At 40.5% G+C, this 17,629-nt stretch carries 17 protein-coding genes; 7 read left to right on the top strand and 10 right to left on the bottom strand.

Annotation, left to right across the window (positions count from 1 at the left end; translation table 11 throughout):
• Window positions 1-2: 2 nt before the first annotated feature.
• From ACS604_RS16925 to fliP, 3 genes are read left to right on the top strand one after another with little or no spacing between them, the layout of a single operon-like run.
• The gene (locus ACS604_RS16925; RefSeq protein ID WP_174760114.1) at window positions 3-317 is read left to right on the top strand and encodes a FliM/FliN family flagellar motor switch protein; all 315 of its coding nucleotides are present in this window, start codon (window positions 3-5) and stop codon (window positions 315-317) included.
• A 1-nt stretch (window position 318) separates the two neighbouring features.
• Window positions 319-636 (top strand): hypothetical protein, encoded by a 318-nt coding sequence (locus ACS604_RS16920; RefSeq protein WP_199988246.1) that lies wholly within the window; start codon window positions 319-321, stop codon window positions 634-636.
• A complete protein-coding gene (fliP, locus tag ACS604_RS16915) occupies window positions 629-1,357 on the top strand; it encodes a flagellar type III secretion system pore protein FliP (protein WP_312824111.1) in 729 nt (242 codons plus the stop codon). Before ACS604_RS16920 ends, fliP begins: the two co-directional genes overlap by 8 nt.
• Before the next feature lie 53 nt (window positions 1,358-1,410).
• On the opposite strand, the gene ACS604_RS16910 is transcribed toward fliP, so the two are convergent.
• Window positions 1,411-2,871 (bottom strand): coniferyl aldehyde dehydrogenase, encoded by a 1,461-nt coding sequence (locus tag ACS604_RS16910; protein ID WP_353156999.1) that lies wholly within the window; start codon window positions 2,869-2,871, stop codon window positions 1,411-1,413.
• Between the two features lie 129 nt (window positions 2,872-3,000).
• Between ACS604_RS16910 and ACS604_RS16905 the strand changes: the two genes are divergently transcribed.
• Window positions 3,001-4,071, top strand: a complete 1,071-nt coding sequence (locus tag ACS604_RS16905) for an AraC family transcriptional regulator (protein ID WP_474772324.1) — start codon at window positions 3,001-3,003, stop codon at window positions 4,069-4,071.
• A 14-nt stretch (window positions 4,072-4,085) separates the two neighbouring features.
• On the opposite strand, the gene ACS604_RS16900 is transcribed toward ACS604_RS16905, so the two are convergent.
• The 9 genes from ACS604_RS16900 to ACS604_RS16860 all read right to left on the bottom strand — a co-directional run bounded on the left by ACS604_RS16900 (window position 4,086) and on the right by ACS604_RS16860 (window position 14,775).
• Window positions 4,086-4,982 carry a DMT family transporter gene (locus tag ACS604_RS16900; RefSeq protein ID WP_474772323.1) on the bottom strand — a complete coding sequence of 299 codons (897 nt, stop codon included), beginning with the start codon at window positions 4,980-4,982 and terminating at the stop codon, window positions 4,086-4,088.
• Window positions 4,983-5,126: 144 nt separating this feature from the next.
• Window positions 5,127-6,872: a tannase/feruloyl esterase family alpha/beta hydrolase gene (locus tag ACS604_RS16895; protein WP_474772321.1), complete on the bottom strand. Its 1,746-nt coding sequence runs from the start codon at window positions 6,870-6,872 to the stop codon at window positions 5,127-5,129.
• Between the two features lie 33 nt (window positions 6,873-6,905).
• A complete protein-coding gene (locus ACS604_RS16890; protein ID WP_474772319.1) occupies window positions 6,906-7,295 on the bottom strand; it encodes a PaaI family thioesterase in 390 nt (129 codons plus the stop codon).
• Between the two features lie 41 nt (window positions 7,296-7,336).
• Window positions 7,337-7,873: a DUF3237 domain-containing protein gene (locus tag ACS604_RS16885; RefSeq protein ID WP_474772318.1), complete on the bottom strand. Its 537-nt coding sequence runs from the start codon at window positions 7,871-7,873 to the stop codon at window positions 7,337-7,339.
• A gap of 57 nt (window positions 7,874-7,930) precedes the next feature.
• Window positions 7,931-9,181: an OprD family porin gene (locus ACS604_RS16880; RefSeq protein ID WP_474772317.1), complete on the bottom strand. Its 1,251-nt coding sequence runs from the start codon at window positions 9,179-9,181 to the stop codon at window positions 7,931-7,933.
• An 81-nt stretch (window positions 9,182-9,262) separates the two neighbouring features.
• The gene (locus ACS604_RS16875; RefSeq protein ID WP_151963532.1) at window positions 9,263-10,402 is read right to left on the bottom strand and encodes an acyl-CoA dehydrogenase family protein; all 1,140 of its coding nucleotides are present in this window, start codon (window positions 10,400-10,402) and stop codon (window positions 9,263-9,265) included.
• Between the two features lie 75 nt (window positions 10,403-10,477).
• Complete coding sequence (locus ACS604_RS16870; RefSeq protein WP_174740404.1) at window positions 10,478-12,364, bottom strand: feruloyl-CoA synthase; 1,887 nt, start codon at window positions 12,362-12,364, stop codon at window positions 10,478-10,480.
• Between the two features lie 82 nt (window positions 12,365-12,446).
• Window positions 12,447-13,898 (bottom strand): aldehyde dehydrogenase, encoded by a 1,452-nt coding sequence (locus ACS604_RS16865; RefSeq protein ID WP_474772316.1) that lies wholly within the window; start codon window positions 13,896-13,898, stop codon window positions 12,447-12,449.
• Window positions 13,899-13,935: 37 nt separating this feature from the next.
• Window positions 13,936-14,775, bottom strand: coding sequence for a p-hydroxycinnamoyl CoA hydratase/lyase (locus ACS604_RS16860; protein WP_171067703.1), 840 nt, complete (start codon window positions 14,773-14,775; stop codon window positions 13,936-13,938).
• Window positions 14,776-15,023: 248 nt separating this feature from the next.
• Between ACS604_RS16860 and mhpT the strand changes: the two genes are divergently transcribed.
• The 3 genes from mhpT (at window position 15,024) to ACS604_RS16845 (ending at window position 17,598) form a co-directional block, all read left to right on the top strand.
• A complete protein-coding gene (gene mhpT / locus ACS604_RS16855) occupies window positions 15,024-16,256 on the top strand; it encodes a 3-(3-hydroxy-phenyl)propionate transporter MhpT (protein WP_474772315.1) in 1,233 nt (410 codons plus the stop codon).
• Window positions 16,257-16,326: 70 nt separating this feature from the next.
• Window positions 16,327-16,782, top strand: a complete 456-nt coding sequence (locus ACS604_RS16850; protein ID WP_325779510.1) for a MarR family winged helix-turn-helix transcriptional regulator — start codon at window positions 16,327-16,329, stop codon at window positions 16,780-16,782.
• A gap of 123 nt (window positions 16,783-16,905) precedes the next feature.
• Window positions 16,906-17,598 carry a GntR family transcriptional regulator gene (locus ACS604_RS16845; protein WP_474772314.1) on the top strand — a complete coding sequence of 231 codons (693 nt, stop codon included), beginning with the start codon at window positions 16,906-16,908 and terminating at the stop codon, window positions 17,596-17,598.
• Window positions 17,599-17,629: the final 31 nt, after the last annotated feature.

Raw genomic sequence — 17,629 nt, 5'->3', positions numbered from 1 at the left:
CAGTGACAACACAGATCAATGATATAAATTTACCTAGTTTAGATGGGCAGAATAGTGAAAGCTCTAAGGACTTATTAGAAAATAAACTATCTATAGTAGATCATGTCGAAGTTGAATTAGTTGTAGAAGTGGGGAGTGTGAAGTTAACTGTAAGTGATTTATTTAATTTGAAACAAGGTAGTACCGTTAAATTGGATCAGTCAGTTGAAGAGCCTTTAAAGCTTTATCTTAAAGATCGTTTAATCGCATATGGAAAGCTTGTTGCTGTTGACGATGTATTGGGTTTTCAAGTTACTGAAATAGTAAATAGTCTTTGATATGATGTTTAAGCAAGACAATATAATTTCCTCTGAATATATATTATATGTATTGGGAATTACGATAATACTATTGTTAGCTACTTATTTAATTTTATTTTTTTTCAAAAAGAAAATTATTTCAAAATTTGAGCTAAATTCAGTGCTTAATCGTAAATTGGAAGTCCAAAAAATATCTTCGAAAACCACTTTATATATCTATGATAAAATAGATTATGATGTGATTATTGTTGAATCAGATCAAAAAGTTTCTGTTACACATGTTCCTAAATGCATTGAAAATAAAGTCTCAAATGATGAGCAGAGCACTAATGTATAATCAATCATTAAGTAAAGTATTAATCGCTTTGCTCAGTTCATTTTTAAGCATAAGTTGTTTTGCTCAAGAAAGTTCTAAGCAAGTTGATATAGCTAACTTAATGAATCCTACATCAACATTTGTTTCTTTAACACTTTTAAGCTTTATTCCTCTAGCAATGATAGCGACAACTACATTTATTAGAAATGTAATTGTATTGTCAATCATGAGGCAAGCTTTAGGATTGCAACAAACTCCACCCAATATTGTATTAATCTTATTATCATTTTTCTTGATGATGATTGTGATGGGCCCTTCATTTGAAGTAATTAATAATACAGCCTTTCAACCTTATCTTGAAAACAGAATATCATTGCAAGACTTTTTTATGAAATCGTGGGAACCTTTAAAGGCTTTCATGATTACTCAAACTCATCAATCAGATATTAAATTAATTTATGAGCTGTCCAAGTCCTCACTTCCAAATGATATAGCTGCTATTTCACCAATTAAATTAATACCTGCTTTTATGTTGAGTGAACTCAAGATTGCTTTTCAAATAGGGTTTGTAATTTTATTACCCTTTTTAATTGTAGATATTATCGTTGCTTCTATACTTATGTCTTTAGGCATGATTATGGTTCCACCAGTGACTATTTCATTACCTATAAAATTACTTCTTTTTCTATTAATTGATGGATGGAGTCTTCTTTTTGAAGTGCTAATTAAAAGTACTCATTAAAAGATATTTTCTAAAGTTGGAAAAAGCCTCATAACGAGGCTTTTTTATCATCCTTATTTAATATTTGGATCGCCTTTTTTCAAGAAAAAGCGAATCGCTAATTTTTGAAGAAATGTTCCATAAGGAGGGTGGAAAAGCTGAGTCGGGAAAAACCGATGACGTATAAATACAGTTTTTGCATGAGAAAGTTCACGGAAGCCTTCTTCGCCATGATATGACCCCATGCCTGAGTTTCCGATACCACCGAAAGGAGCATCATGGTTAACTACATGCCAACCCCAATCATTAATGGTCACACCACCCGAATGAGTTTCACATAAAATACGATCACGTTCTACTGAGCTATGTGTAAAGAAGTAAAGTGCTAAAGGTCGTTCATCCGATTTCACATAAGTAATCGCATCATCTAAAGAATCATATGCAACCACAGGTAAAATAGGGCCAAAGAGTTCTTCTTTCATAATGCGCATATCTGGTGTGCAATTCAGCACAATCTGTACAGGCATTCTACGACCTTGTTGGTCAAAGCTATAAGTGTCGCAAGGAATAATGCGGGCACCTTTCTCTTGTGCATCGGTCAAAATATCTTGAATGCGGTTTAAATGGCGGTCATTTACAATTGATGTGTAATTTTCATTAGATGCGATGTTTTGACCAAACATTTTTATAAAGCTTGATTTTGCAGCATCCACAAATTCATCAATACTCTCTTTTGGAACCAATGCATAGTCAGGTGCTACACAGATTTGACCACTGTTTGTCGCTTTACCATGCGTAATACGTTTTGCTGCATCGGCAAGTGGGTAATTACGGCTGACAATTGCAGGTGATTTACCACCTAACTCAAGCGTAACAGGGGTTAGATTTTCTGCCGCCGCTCGCATGACGACTTTGCCAATAGTCGGGGAGCCAGTAAAGACAATATGGTTAAATGGCAACGAAGTAAATCTTGCTGGATCTGTAATTTCTTCACCAAACACGGCTACTTCATCTTCATTAAAGACTTCAGCAAGCATGCGTCGTAGCATTGCGTTGGTATTTGGGGTAATTTCAGGCAGCTTAATCATGACTCGGTTGCCCGCAGCCAAAGCGGCAATGAGCGGGCCAAGTGCTAAATAAACGGGAAAGTTCCAAGGCACAATCACACCAACCACACCTTTAGGTTGGTATTGCACACTTAAACGGTTTGATAAAAATAAAAGCTCAGTACGGCGTTTACTTGGACGCATCCAGCGGCGTAAATGATGAATTGCATGATCAGCCTCTAACACTGAGCCAAGCAAATCGAGTAGTTTAGATTCATCAAGTGATCTTGAACTAAAGTCAGAATTAATCGCAGCAGCCAAAGCATCTTGATAACGAATAATTTGTTTTTTGAGTTGATGCAGTTTTGTGCGGCGTGCTTCAAGAGTTGGGTATGGATCTGCCTCAAAATTGGCACGTTGTTTGGAAAAAATAAGTTCCATATGTTCAGTGGCAGAGCCGCTATATTCTTTTAAAGTGGAGTGTTCCATTATTGTTCCTTCCATACTTTTGCTTATCATACTTTATGCTTGAAGCGTCGTATGGTCGATGTTAAATTGAGACAACAAGAGGTAGTTTAGTGCCATTATGCACGTCACTCTAGGGATGGTGTGAGTTAAATGCCTAATAATCTTTATAAAAATGCAAATAGTGTTATCGAAGGAAATTATGATAATACATCCTTAGGTGCTAATACATATTTGCTGGGTTTGACCAGTTTATTTGATGAAATGGGTTTGCAAGGCCATTCAATATCAAATGTTTTAGCTGGTACAAATATTTCACCTGATACGTTGAACCAATCCTCTTTATATATTTCTCAGTTTCAAAAAATTCAGCTATTTCACAATATTCAAAAGCTATCTCATGATCCGCTCATTGGTTTACGTGCAGGGCAAAAGCAGCGGTTGTCAGATTTTGGAGTGTATGGCTACGCATTATATTCTTCGCGTAATTTTAGACAAGCAGTAGAGCTTGGCATTCGACACATTAAGCTTGCAGGGCCTATTTTAAAGAAGTCTTTTTATATTCAAGATAATGCTGCGATTTTTGAAGGGCAGGACATTATTGCACTTGGTAAGCTTCTGCCTTTAGTGTGCGAGTTTTGGTTTAGCTCCATGCAAACCTTAATTGAACGTGTGCTTGAAGGACCATTTCAAGCCAAGAAGCTTTTGTTGCCCTATCCAGCGCCTGACTATGCAGAAGAATATGAAAAAGTCTTTCATTGTCCTGTTCAGTTTAATGCTGGAGTGATGCAATGGCACTTTGATTTAAAGTGGCTCGATGTACCTTGTCCAAATGCCAACCCGATTACCGCTGATATGTGTAAGTCGTTTTGTGAGCGGATGCTAGGTGCTGCTGAACTTGAAGAGCCTGAGTTGGTGAAAACAATCCGTTTAATATTATTGGATGGAACAGGGCTTTTCCCATCTGCTCAAGAAATGGCTGAACGCTTACATATGTCAAAGCGTACCTTACATCGGCGCTTGGCAGGTTTTAGTCTGACTTATCAAGAATTATTAGATGAAACTCGGCGCCGTCTTGCCGATGAATATTTGCGAGAAACAACTTTAACCGTAGATGAAATTGCTGAGAGAATTGGCTTTTCAGATACCTCTAATTTTAGAAAAGCCTATCGTCACTGGACAGGCATTTCACCAAATGATTATCGAATACAGTACCTAAATTAGAATAAGGTTTGTCGCTATTTAAATCGAGAAAGTAATTTTTTCTGCAAAAATGGATTACAGAGCAAAATCGCAAATAAAATAATAAATATACCGATAATGCTGAATAGATCCGGTAATTCGTGCCAAAAAACAAATCCCCATATTCCTGCAAAAATAATAGCAATGTAATTCATTGGGCCAATTTGTCCTGCCGGTGCTAAGCTATAGGCATAAGACATAAACAGTTGGCTTATATTTGCTAAAAGTCCTGCGGCAATCAGTAGGCTTAATTCGTGCCAAGTGAAAATACGCCAATGCCAGAACATTGGAATAGAGGAAATCAAACTACCAAAAATACAGAAATAAAAAACGATACGCTCAGGTGGCTCTGTACTGGTTAAAGCTCTTACGGTGACAAAGGCCATTGCTGATAAAAAGCATGCACCCAAGCCAATAAAAGATAGTGCGTTAAATAAACCTTGGTCGGGTTTAGCGACAAATAAAACTCCAATGAGCCCCATAACTGCGGCAAAAATCATCGATTTGGTAATTTTTTCTTTTAAGAAAAGCCATGCAATCAGTGGAATAAAGATAGGAGATGAATAACTAAAAACCATGGCATTTGATAGTTTTAAGTTCGCAATAGCATAGAAAAAACCATACATTGCTGCAAGACCGACTAGACTTCGCCAAGTGTGCATCCAGAGTTTATCGGTTTTAACGAAGTCTAAGCCCTGTTTAAACAGCATCGGAATAAAAATAAATAAACCTACAGCATTTCTAAAAAATACGACGGTCGCGTTGTCTACCGTTTGTGAAGCAAAACGAATGCACACACCCATAATGGAAAATAATAATGCCGATGTCATAAGACAAAGCAATGCTTTTCCAAGTTGAGTGGAGGGGAGATTTGGAGCAGTCTGATTTTGCATATCGAAATGAGTTTTTGGCTTTCGGTGTTATCTTAGCAGCGATGTAGGCATTGGATGAAATATCATTTGATAATGATTCAATAGTGATATTTATTAAAATAAAAAAAGAGAGCCTAGGTCAGCTCTCTTTTAATTTTTAGGGTGCTATTTACAGCTAAAATTTTCGGCTTTTTCGCTATCACCTTGACCATTGTAACGGGCAATCAGTGGGTAAGGACAAAGTGGACGGGTGCGGTCTGGCGCCCAGTCTTGTGGAAGCTCAGTATTCACTTGTCCACTCGAGTTACCTGCGCCGCGTGCAGTCGCAATGATTTTGTCAGGGGCTTGCCCATATTCCACCCAGTTGACTAAAGCAGTCAATGCATCAAATTGGTCGGTCGCAATGCCATCACGGGTATGGTTCATGCCCGGAACTCTAAAGAAACGTGCAAATTCAGGTGCTGTACCTTTTGCATCATTTTTATAGTGTTGTAGCAGTTGATCGTACCAATTTTGGGTGTCATCTACAGAGAAAACACCGTCTGCTGTGCCTTGTACCACAATCATTTTTCCACCGTGATTACGGAGTTTATCTAGATTGAGTTCATCAGGTGGCATCATGAATGACATCGAACTTTCGGTGTATATATCATTAGTTGCCGATAGTTTTGGATAGTCGGTATCGAAGTTAAAATTAAAGGCAAATTGTCTAGAGTTTTGAGTCACAGTTGGGTCTGGTGGAACCTGAAAAAGAATGCCGACTGCAACGGGGTCACGTGCTGTTCCCACCGAAGATTCAAATTTCCAGCTTGCCCAGTTACTGCCAACTAAACCGGGGTCGAAAGGCTGGGTTGCATAGAGCGCTTGTCCAGCCGAATTTACAGGGCCGCGGTAAATGTTGGCTAATACATCAATTTGTTCGGTGCTTAAACAAGTACCATCTCTTGTGCTTGAGCAAACGGGTACATCTTTGTGAATATCAAAAGCTGTACGGCAAGCTTCGACATCTTGCACCAAGCCATCTGCAACACCATCTAAGGCATCGCATCGATCTAAAATCGCTTTTGCTAATACTTTGCGTTCCGAAAGAGTAAGAGCCGTACTTAGGTCATTTTCATCTGTTGCGACACGACGAAGCTGCTGCGCTGTATAGAGTTGAGCCGCGGCCGCACGAGGTAAATGAAAACCTGGTGTGCTTGCCAAGATTCCATCATATTGGTCACCCAAACGGGTTGCAGCAATCATGGCATGACGCCCACCGTTAGATGTGCCACCTGCATAGGAGCGGTCTGGCAATTTACCATATGCTGTTTTAATTAGATTTTTTGCCATAGGCGTGAGTTTGGTAATTGCTCCATAGCCGTAGTTAATTCTGGCTTGAGGGTCTAAACCGAACATTGGATTTTGTGAAGCATTATGTCCGGCATCGGAAGAAATGATAGCAAAACCATCATGTAGGGCATTGGTCAGTGGACCACCGCTGCCGACCTGACCCGTTGCAGGGACTAAATTACCATCGGTTCCGCCATTGCCTTGATAGAGGAAACGGCCGTTCCAGTCTATTGGTAAGCGCATTTCAAAACCAATTTGATAAGTTTGCCCATCGATCGGGCTTACACGTTGGTCCATATAACCTCTGACTAAACAATGAGCGCTAATCGGTTTGTTGGCGACAGTCAAAGTACCTGCTTCTTGAAGAGTAGCTGAGCTAATGACTGTATTGTTGTATTGAAATCCAAGTAAGTCTGAACAGCTTCCTGTCATTTTTACACCAACAGCAGGAGTAAGCTTAGGGAGTGTTGGTGATGATGTTGTACTGTCATTGTCATTACCACAGCCCACCAGTATTGCTGCAATGGCAAACAATAAGGTTGATTGGGTCCAAAAACGTTTTTTGTTGGTGTAATTCATTTATTCATATCCTTATTGAATGAATGTTTGCAATTAATCTAAAACCAGAAAATTAGCTGTGCTTCTTGCAATCATTTTGTTGTTTTGCCAAGCTTCACTTTCGAGATTCAGTACGGTTTTGCCTTGTTTAATGAATCGGCATTTTGTAATGACTTCACCCACAGCACAGGGTCTTAAAAAATCCATCGTTAAGTTGATGGTGGTGGCTGGTTTACGGTCATTGGCGAGATATGCAAAAAGCCCCATTACGTCGTCAAGCATGGCGCAGATCATGCCGCCTTCAACGGTGCCGCGTGGATTGGTAAAGCTTTCTAGCGCTGTGTAGTGGATGGTGAGTTCAGTATTTTTTTCATTCCAATGAATATTGTGTCCACCCAAATGGTGATGGATGGGTGGTAAGTGTTCTAAAGTTCTTTGATCCATAATGAAGGCTCCATCCTTTTTGTAGTGTGTTATAAAAATTATTATTTCAGGGTATAGGCATCATAAATAACCGCTTTGCCCAAACGCATTGCACTACCTACCGCAACGGTCTGGTTAAGCCATGCATATTTAGGGGAGCTGGTTTCAAACTGCATGGTAATTTTGAAATAGTAGTTTTTCGGGTCGACATCTTTGCCTTGGGCAAGCTGCTTTAGCGTTTCTACCGAACCATGACGGTAACCTTTGGTTTGAAGATAAATGAGTGCACCGTCATCGGTTTCTAACAAATAGCGCGTATCAATAATGGCCAGCCCTTTACTGTCGACAATTTGCCAATCTGCGCCATTATTTAAAATGCGGCCTTTAAGGGATTTGCCTTCGAATGTCCCACCTGTAATGGGAATAATTCGGCGTTTACCTACATCACTGGTGGTGCCTAACTCCCAAACAGGTGCATTTAGATCAACACTAAATTTTGCTAAAGGCTCAAGCTGAATAGGTGGCGGGCTATATTGCGTTTCGGCATGAGTCAGACTAATGAGACAAATTCCGCAGAGTAGCGTTACAACTTTCTTCATGATGAATTTCCCGAAATAAAAAGAGGTTCTATATGTGACAGAACCTCTTGTTTTGAATTATTTAAATTTCCATGTGTAGTCGATGTTGATACGAGTTTCGTTTACAGGCTTGATGTTCGCTGTAGAGAGCATGTTGTTGTCATAAATGGCATAACGCGCACGTAGCCCTAGATTTTTTAACCAGCCACTTTGAACGGTGTAGCCTAAATCAAAGTCTGTTTCGCGTTCTTTTAAATTGGTTCCGCCTAAGTTGGGTGCATAAATATTATGACCTGTGGTGTAACGGGTCATAAAACGTAAACCCGGTACATAATCTTTAAAGTCATATTCATAGCGGAAGCTATAGGCTTTTTCTTTAGGGTTTAAAAACTCGCCCGGCCATGTATCAATAAGAAGTCCGGTTTCACCGCCAGTCAAATATGGAAAAGCTGTGTCGCCGTGATGTTGGAAGGTTCCAAAAATAAATTTATGGTTTTGATGTTTAAGTTCGAAATGCGCATGATAAAGGTCATTATCGACTAAGCCTGCTTTCGCCTGTCCGTCATCTCGGCTGCGGTAGTAACGTAATTGTGAGCTAAAGTTTGTGGTGTCATTAATTTTGTGTTGGTGTAAGGCACCGACCATAGTCTGGTTATAAAGATCATCAACATCCATGTAAAAAGCGGTGAGCTTCAGTGCAGGATTAAACTGATAGTTTCCACCTAAATAATAAAGCCCATCAGTTTCGGCACTTTTAAATCGTCCATTCACCCCTGAAATTTTAATTTTTTCATAGTTGGTCGAATCACGATGATTCACTTTATAGAGGTAGGCTGCTTGTAAGTCGAAATCTTTAATATCTTTACTGGTCAGTGAAATTCCTCGATAGGTTTGAGGAAGCAAACGAGCGGGTGAAGCCACTAAAACAGGGTTCATTGGCATGAGCGTACCAATGCGTAGCTCGGTTTGGCTCATTTTGGCTTTTGCTGTGACCCCAATTTCCCCATAAGAGTCAGCAGGTTCATTGGTGCGGGTGTCTCTAGGTAAGTTTCCTGTACCTCCATGTTGTGCGTCGGCATCGAGTTTAAAGCCTGCTGTTGCAAGCACATCCAGCCCAAAACCAACAGTCCCTTCGGTATAACCTGAATTGGCTTTGAGAATAAACCCTTGTGTCCAGTCCTTGGCAGCAGGGTAAGCAGATTGCTCTTGGTAGTCGCGGTCAAAATAGAAATTTCGTGTGGTGAGTTCTACTGAACTGTTGTCAATAAAATTGCCAGCCCACACTGAACCAGAGAGCATGAGGGTAGAGTACATCCATAATTTCGACATAGCATTTCTTCCTGAAATAACATTTTTTTGTTTTAAACAAGGCATAGTTGTTATGTCTGCCTTGTTTGGTTTTAAATCGAATTATTTCCCGAGCAGTTCTCGGGCTACGATTTCTTTCATAATTTCATTGGTGCCCCCATAAATTTTCTGTACCCGTGCATCCACAAAAAAGCGTGAAATAGGGTATTCCTGCATGTAACCGTAGCCACCAAAAAGCTGAAGTAATTGGTCAATCACCTCACATTGGACATCGGTGATAAAGCATTTCAATGCGGCAACTTGGGTTACGCTTAACTGGTGTTGTTGATATAGCGTTGCACATTGGTCTACAAAGGCTTGTGCGGCTTTTGCTTTGATTTGGGCATTTGCGAGCACAAAGCGTGTGTTTTGCATTTGACTTAAAGGTTGTCCGAAAGCTTTACGCTCTAGTACATAGTCTTTAGTAATTTGAATAGCGCCTAAAATGGACCCCAAAGCCATCATTGAAATGCTTAAACGTTCGCGAGGTAGCTCTTGCATTAAATAAGCAAAGCCTTGTCCTTCTTCACCCAAACGCTGAGTTGCAGGCACACAAACATCATCAAAAAACAGTTCGGCTGTATCTTGGGCATGTAGCCCGATTTTTTGTAATGAACGGCCTTTTTTAACGCCTTCTAAAGTGGCATCGACTAGTAAAATTGAAATACCTTTTGCTTTAGCTTGAGGATCAGTTTTTGCTACTAGAACGATCAGGTCGGCATGCAAACCATTTGAGATAAACGTTTTTGAACCATTAATACGATAGTGGTCATTTTCTAAAATGGCTTGAGTGCGTATGGCCTGTAAGTCTGAACCGGCATTGGCCTCTGTCATGGCAATTGCAGTGATGACTTCGCCGGTCACCATTTTTGGTAGCCAATATAGTTTTTGCTCTTCAGTTCCAATATTTTGTAGGTAAGGAGAGACCAACTCATTTTGTCCGCCAATGGCAACTGCTAAAGATGCAAAACCAGCTTGAGCCGTTTCTTGAACCAACATGAGTGAGTAATGGACAGGAGCGCCGTAACCGCCATATTCCTCGGGCACATCGACGCACAAAAAGCCATTTTCCCCAAGACGAAGCCATAGATCACGTGGGATAAGGCCATCGTGTTCCCACTGTTCATAATACGGAGCAACCTGTTCTTTTAAGAATCTGCGATAGCTGTCCCGAAATAGTTCAAATTCTGTATCGTGTGGCATGTTGAACCTTTTTTTAGGCAAAAGTGAGGCTAAGGCCCAAACCGAAGTTTGAGCTTCCTTTTTTATTTCAATTGCTTATTGCTTTAAAGTGGGCACTCGGATAATCAGCGGGTTATCAGTTTGCTTTTGATAAAGCTCATCAATTAAAGCAGCACGACGCTTGGTAATATTGCCTTGATTGAGGTTGCCTTTATCGGTCACTTCACCTGCATCGAGTTGAGGTGGCTCGGTCATTAAATAAAGCATTGAGACTGTATTTGAACTACCAGTCGCATCTTTATTAAAGGTCGTTAAAAATTGGCGGAACCATTGCTGGACTTTAGGGTGTTGTAATATCTCTGTTGGAGAGTTTTCACCAAGCTTAAGGCCTGCATATTGAGCACAAGCGTCTAATTTTGGAAAAATCAGAAAACCAACAGCATTTAGGTTCGAACCTGTAATGCAGACATCTTGAACCAGTAAATTACCTTGAATCAGTACTTTGTTGCGTAGTGTGCCGACATTAACAAAAGTACCCGTGTTAAGTTTAAAGTCTTCGGCAATTCGTCCGTCATACATCAGACCTTTGGTCGGATCATTGACATCGACTAAACGAACAGCATCACCTGTGTGGAAAAAGCCTTCATCATCAAACACAGTACTTTGTTGGTCTGCCTTTAAGCGCCAATAGCCTTTCATGACATGTTTGCCGCGAACACAGAACTCAAGTTTGTCGCCACATGGCACTAGCTTAATTTCACATCCCGGAGCAGGGTAACCAATAAAGCCAGCCATCACACGTGGGCCAGTGGTAAAAGCACAAGACGGAGCGGTTTCAGTCATGCCTAGTCCGCTCATAATTCGAATTTTTTCTCCGCAATGTTGCTGAGCAATTTTATCGAGTCTATTCCAACCCGCTTCTGAAAGCGCTGCACCTGCAAAGAATAAAATTTTAACTTTGGCAAAAAAGCGGTCTCTTAATTCTTCATCTTTTTCTAAAGCCTCGGTGAGCTCTTCCCAACCTTTTGGCACATTTAAATAAACGGTTGGAGAAATTTCTTTCAGATTACGAATGGTTTCATCAAATTTTCCTGCAACGGGTTTGCCATCATCAATGTAAATGGTACCGCCGTTATAAAGCGCGATGCCGACATTGTGACTGCCGCCAAAAGTATGGTGCCAAGATAGCCAGTCGAGTAGGACAGGTGGTGTTTCTTCAAACTCAGGGAAAGTCTGTAATAACATTTGCTGATTAACACACAACATTAAATGCGTGGTTGGTACAGCTTTAGGCAATTTGGTTGAACCTGATGTAAATAAGAATTTGGCAATCTGGTTTTCATCAAGGGTTTGATAAAACTCTTGAACATTTGAAACAGGCGTATCTAATAGCGATTGAAAAGATGTGCAGATCTGATCGCCCACAATCCCTTTATTGGTCACCACTTCAATGTCGGATGTAATACATGCCTGAATGGCTTTGGCAAAAGCTTGTCCATCGCTGGCATAGACCATACCAGGTGTAAGTACTTCAAACACATGTTTGAGTTTGCCAAAGTCTTGAGAAATAAGAGAGTAGGCAGGGGAAATAGCAGAGAAAGGCACACCTGCCAGCATGGCAGCCATAGACAGTGTTAAATGTTCAAGATCATTACCACTTAAAATGACCAGAGGTCTTTCTTGGCTTAACTTACGTTCATGCAAAGCCTGAGCAATATGCCATGCACGTTGTAAAACTTCTGCATAACTCAGTTTGACCCATTCACCTTGAGCATTGCGTTTTGCTGCAAAAATATGGTCGGGTTTGGTTTGTGCAAAATGAATTAACCGATCTGTCAGTTTTTGTGGATACGGTTTTAATTGCTCTTTTGGGCTGATATAGAGCGTGTCATCTTTATGGTGATAATGAATATCATGTTGCCCTAATTTTACGAACCGTTCGCGGTCTTGTGATTGAGTGGCATTCATTTGCATTTCTTTCACTCCATGGAAAGCGCATCACTGCGCTTTATTTTTTTGCATCATGCAATTTTTATTTAATATGTTGTTGTCCGCATTAGCCTGACTAAATCGGGTAATGACGTGATTGGGTTTGAATGGTAATCCAGCGTAGTTCAGTAAATTCGGCAACAGAGACTTTACTACCAAAACGTCCGTAACCACTCGATTTTGTTCCGCCAAATGGCATTTGAGCTTCATCATGTACGGTTGCGCCGTTAATGTGACAAATACCCGAATCAATTTGTTGAGCCACTTCCAGTGCTTGCGAAATATTTTGACTAAACACTGCCGAAGAAAGGCCGAACTCGCTGTCATTTGCCAGTGCTACGCCTTCTTCAATGCTTGAAAAACGTTGAACTGTGCATACAGGTCCAAATGATTCTTCGCGGTAAAGCAGCATGTCAGGTTTAATATTGAGCACCAGCGTTGGTTGCATAGTGGTGTCTTCAATATGAATGCCTAAAGGTAAGTCAGCACCTTTGTTTTGAGCATCTTCCAGCAAATGTTGAATACGGTTTGCAGCACGTCGACTTTCTAAAACACCGAGTACATTGTCTTTTGAGGTTGGATTACCTGCCCGAATAGAGCGGGTTTTTTCAATCAGTTTTTCAATAAACTGGTCAGCAATATTGTCTTGAACTAAAACACGTTCGGTTGACATACAGATTTGACCCTGATTAAAGAATGCTCCAAAAGCAACTGCATTTACGGCTTCATTAATGTCAGCTTCATTTAAAACCACAACAGGGGCTTTACCACCCAATTCAAGTAAAACAGGTTTTAAATATTTAGCTGCAGTCTCGGCAATAATTTTTCCGACTTTGGTTGAACCCGTAAAATTAATACGCTTCACGGCTGGGTGAGAGACTAAACGCTCCACGATTTGTGGTGCATCTTCAGCGGCATGCGTAATTACATTCACCACACCTTCGCCAAGACCTGCTTCATGTAACACTTCACCAATGAGACGATGTGTTGCTGGGCAGGCTTCCGATGCTTTTAATACCACTGTGTTTCCACATGCCAAAGGCATAGCAAGCGCACGTGTTGCCAAAATGACAGGGGCGTTCCAAGGCGCAATCCCTACAATCACACCACAAGGAACTCGCACACCCATTGCAAGATTGCCCGGCACATCTGACGGAATTAAGCTTCCGTCAATTTGTGTGGTCATGGCTGCGGCTTCACGTAACATGTTGGCAGCAAGGTGAACGTTAAACCCATACCATGTCGCAGTTGAACCTGTTTCTTGCATTCCAAGTTGAATGAATTGCTCAGTTTTTTGGTCCATTAAATCGGCTGCTTTTAACAAACGTAAGCGGCGTTCGGTAGGCGAGAGTTTCGACCATATTTTAAAAGCTTGTTGTGCCGAGTCTATTGCACGATCAACATCTTCCAGTGTTGCAGCAGCAGCTTTACTTGCCACTGATCCATCAATGGGGCTAATACGCTCAAAAGTTGCTTGATTTGATGCGTCAACAGATTGACCGTGAATAAGTAACTGTACATTTTGCATGGGTTGTGTCCTTACATTGCCATTAAAGAATCAAAAGTTAACCAGTACGTTTATAGCTCTGTAAACCCGGTTTAATTGATTTTTCATCTAAGAATTGTTTCAAACCTTCTTGGCGACCATTTTCCGTATCGCGGTGGATACATTGGTCAAGTTTGGCATATAAGTAGTCTTCGTTTTGGTCCCAAGTGAGTTCACGACAACGCTTAAAGCCATTTTTAGCGGTACGAAGAACCACAGGGTTTTTCTCAAGTAGACAGTTTGCAAGCTCAGTCACTTCAGCTTTTAGCTGTTCAAGGGGTACGCTTTTATTTACAAGACCCATCGTTTCGGCTTCTTTACCACTAAATGTTTTGCCCGTCATGATGTAGTACAAAGAGGCACGGTGACCAACAGTGTCTGCCATTGCTTTGCTTACAAGGTTACCCGGTGGGATCCCCCAGTTAATTTCAGATAAACCGAAAGTTGCTTCATCTGCTGCAATTGCGAGGTCACAAGCCACTAACGGTGAGAAACCGCCTCCAAAGCACCAGCCGTTGACCATAGCAATCGTTGGTTTTGAATACATGCGAAGAAGTTGCCACTGCCAACGGCATGAGTCGCGGCGAATACGTTCTTGATAAATTTCAGGCTGAGTGTCGACTTCACGGAAATATTCTTTCAAGTCCATGCCTGCTGTCCAAGAATCACCTGCACCTGTCAACACAAGCACACGTGCATCTTGATCAAGTTCTATCGCTTCAAGTACATCAATCATTTCACGATTGAGTGTCGGGCTCATGGCATTTTTCTTTTCTGGGCGGTTTAGTGTTACCCATGCAATTCCATCTTCAACTTTAACATCTACTGTTTCCCAGCGGTTTTCATAACTCATCTTCATACTCCTTGAATGATTTTTAGCTGTTCTGGGATTTAATTTAATATCAGTTAAACTTACATTCAAGTCTTTTTTATAAAATTTCATAAATATTTTATAATTCATTGTATTTTATGTATTAATTAATTTTATTGATGATTTAATATAAAAATATGTTGATTTTTTAGTAAGTTTAACTGATATTTTTGATGTGTTTAAACAATAATACACAAAGGGCTAAATGGAACGACTAGTCAATAAGGGATAACACAATGGAAAAGATATTAGGACAGTCTGCAAGGGCAAAAATCACGTTGCTATTATGCTTTGCAATAGCAATTTTTGAAGGTTTTGATCTTCAGTCAATGGGAGTAGCCGCTCCAAGAATGCGGGCTGAGTTTATGTTAGACAATGGTCAGATGGCGTGGGCATTTAGTGCTGCAATTTTAGGAACATTACCAGGTGCCATATTGGGCGGTAGATTTGCCGATATTGTCGGGCGTAAGAAAATTCTGATTTTTAGTATTTTACTTTTTGGAATTATGTCTTTGCTAACGGCTTATGCTGCTAACTTTAGTTTGCTGTTACTCATTCGTTTTTGTACTGGTTTAGGAATGGGTGGGGCACTTCCGATGATGATTACACTTGCCTCTGAAGCTGTGCCTGACCAGCACAAGGGCAAAGCGGTAAGTGTTATGTATAGTGGCATTCCGTTTGGTGGATTACTTACTTCTGTGGTTGCCATGTCGTTGGCAGGCGATGCAGAGTGGCGTCATATTTTCTATATTGGTGGTATCGCGCCTATTTTACTCATTCCACTCATTATGCGCTTTTTACCTGAATCAAATGATTACCTGCAACGTAGAGTGCAGGCCCAAAAAACGACACCATTCTTTGAGGTTTTATTTGCCAAAGAACGCCGTATGTCGACCATTCAGCTTTGGGTAAGTTTTTTCTGCACATTAGTCGTGTTGTATTTCTTGTTGAACTGGTTACCGCTACTCATGGGGGCACAAGGTTTATCGAAGCTGCAAGCAAACTATGTACAGATGGGCTACAACGTTGGCGGAATTTTAGGTTCAATCTTAATGGGTGTATTGCTTGATAAATTACGCATGAGTTTTGTCATTAAGCTGATTTATCTAGGTATCTTATTCTCGCTTTGTTGTTTAGCCATTTCTCCAACCGTTGCTTTACTTGCACTTTCGGCAGTAGGTTGTGGGTTATTTATTGTGGGTGGACAATCGGCACTATACGGGTTGGCTGCCATGTATTATCCAACTGAAATGCGTGGAACTGGAGTAGGGGCGGCAGTTGCAATTGGACGTATTGGTTCTTTTGCAGGACCTTTAATGGCTGGTTTTTTACTCTCGCTTGGTCAAAGCTCAACCATTGTGATTGGTTCAAGCATTCCAGTGATTTTAATTGCAGCGATCTCTGCATTACTTCTTGTCAAAAAACCTAAACAGCCTGTACATTTAGTACAAAGCTCAGGTGCTCGCTAAGTTTTAACGAAAGTATGGGGTTAGCGCCTCATACTTTCATTACAGATTTTCTTATGATGATTGAAAGGTTATGGTACGTTCGAATTCAGTTCAAAAAAAAGTAGAAGATGAGCCTAAGTTAAGTTACATGATTGCTCGTGTTGACAGAATTATTAGTAAACATTTAACAGAACATTTAAAAGAGCTTGAGATTACCTTGCCGCAATTTACTGCGCTTTCTGTTTTAGCTTCAAAAAGTAATGTATCCAATGCCAAGCTTGCTGAGCGGTCTTTCATTAAGCCGCAGTCGGCCAACAAAATTTTGCAAGATTTACTGGTGAATGGCTGGATTGAGAAAAAACCAGACCCAACACATGGCCGCCGTATTTTAATTACGCTGACCGACAGCGGTATTGATAAGCTGAATAAATGCAATGAAGTGGTTTTAAAAGTCGAAGAAAAAATGCTGGAAGGTATTGATATTAACTTGGCTTATTTAATTCGTAACAACCTCGATATTATGGTGAATAATCTTAAAAACCTTTAATCGAGTGTAGGGTGCGGTTTAATTTCTTAAACTCACTAGAAATGCTTAAGCACTGATTCACACAGAAAATTTATTTCATTTTACAAATGAACTTGCTAGCATCGAAGTGACGTTTTTGGTGATGTGTGGCAGCGAATGTCTTCAGGACAACAAGTTTTACTTAAACTAAGAAAAATGATTATTTCAGGGGAACTTGAAGGCGGTGCCAGAATTGCCGAAATTCCGACTGCCGAGTTACTTGGCGTTTCAAGGCAGCCTGTTCGTATTGCCTTTCGGTTGCTCGAGCAAGAAGGCCTCCTCATTAAAAACCCAACTCGTGGTTACACGGTTCGTGAAATTTCAGAACAACTTGTTCATGATGCACTTGAAGTGCGAGGTGTGCTGGAAGGATTGGCTGCGAAAACTTTGGCAGAACAAGGCTTAAGCGAAGAGCAGAAAAAGACGCTGCAACATTGCATTCAAGAAACTGAAAAACTCTTTAATGATAAAGACGAATTTGGCGATGTTGAACTAGAACGTTATCACCATTTTAACGTCATCTTTCATGACACGATTATTGAGGGCGCACAAAACGTCGCACTCATACAAGCTTTAGCAAAAAACAATCAATTGCCGATGGCTTCTGCTCAAGCCATTACCTACGACCAGAACCAAGCTTTGTCAGAATATCGCCGTTTGCACTATGCACATTTGCAACATTGTTCGATTTTTGATGCGTTGGTACATCGTCAGGCAGGGCGTGCTGAAACTTTAATGCGTGAACACAGTAGTGTGGTGATTTTGGGTGAAACGCTAAAAAATGTTCTGAATGCTTAAAGTGAAATAAGTTCCTTTATATTTGAATAAA

The sequence above is a fragment of the Acinetobacter sp. Li1LvA2 genome (genome assembly GCF_056156705.1).
Note: the sequence above shows the minus strand (reverse complement) of the source record. Positions and strands in the feature narration are given on the sequence as shown.

What these genes read in the sequence shown, in the direction of transcription:
- ACS604_RS16920 (WP_199988246.1), top strand. Translation starts at nt 319, where the DNA reads ATGATGTTTAAGCAAGACAATATAATTTCCTCTGAATATATATTATAT.
- fliP (WP_312824111.1), top strand. Translation starts at nt 629, where the DNA reads ATGTATAATCAATCATTAAGTAAAGTATTAATCGCTTTGCTCAGTTCA.
- ACS604_RS16910 (WP_353156999.1), bottom strand. Translation starts at nt 2,871, where the DNA reads ATGGAACACTCCACTTTAAAAGAATATAGCGGCTCTGCCACTGAACAT.
- ACS604_RS16905 (WP_474772324.1), top strand. Translation starts at nt 3,001, where the DNA reads ATGCCTAATAATCTTTATAAAAATGCAAATAGTGTTATCGAAGGAAAT.
- ACS604_RS16900 (WP_474772323.1), bottom strand. Translation starts at nt 4,982, where the DNA reads ATGCAAAATCAGACTGCTCCAAATCTCCCCTCCACTCAACTTGGAAAA.
- ACS604_RS16895 (WP_474772321.1), bottom strand. Translation starts at nt 6,872, where the DNA reads ATGAATTACACCAACAAAAAACGTTTTTGGACCCAATCAACCTTATTG.
- ACS604_RS16890 (WP_474772319.1), bottom strand. Translation starts at nt 7,295, where the DNA reads ATGGATCAAAGAACTTTAGAACACTTACCACCCATCCATCACCATTTG.
- ACS604_RS16885 (WP_474772318.1), bottom strand. Translation starts at nt 7,873, where the DNA reads ATGAAGAAAGTTGTAACGCTACTCTGCGGAATTTGTCTCATTAGTCTG.
- ACS604_RS16880 (WP_474772317.1), bottom strand. Translation starts at nt 9,181, where the DNA reads ATGTCGAAATTATGGATGTACTCTACCCTCATGCTCTCTGGTTCAGTG.
- ACS604_RS16875 (WP_151963532.1), bottom strand. Translation starts at nt 10,402, where the DNA reads ATGCCACACGATACAGAATTTGAACTATTTCGGGACAGCTATCGCAGA.
- ACS604_RS16865 (WP_474772316.1), bottom strand. Translation starts at nt 13,898, where the DNA reads ATGCAAAATGTACAGTTACTTATTCACGGTCAATCTGTTGACGCATCA.
- ACS604_RS16860 (WP_171067703.1), bottom strand. Translation starts at nt 14,775, where the DNA reads ATGAAGATGAGTTATGAAAACCGCTGGGAAACAGTAGATGTTAAAGTT.
- mhpT (WP_474772315.1), top strand. Translation starts at nt 15,024, where the DNA reads ATGGAAAAGATATTAGGACAGTCTGCAAGGGCAAAAATCACGTTGCTA.
- ACS604_RS16850 (WP_325779510.1), top strand. Translation starts at nt 16,327, where the DNA reads ATGGTACGTTCGAATTCAGTTCAAAAAAAAGTAGAAGATGAGCCTAAG.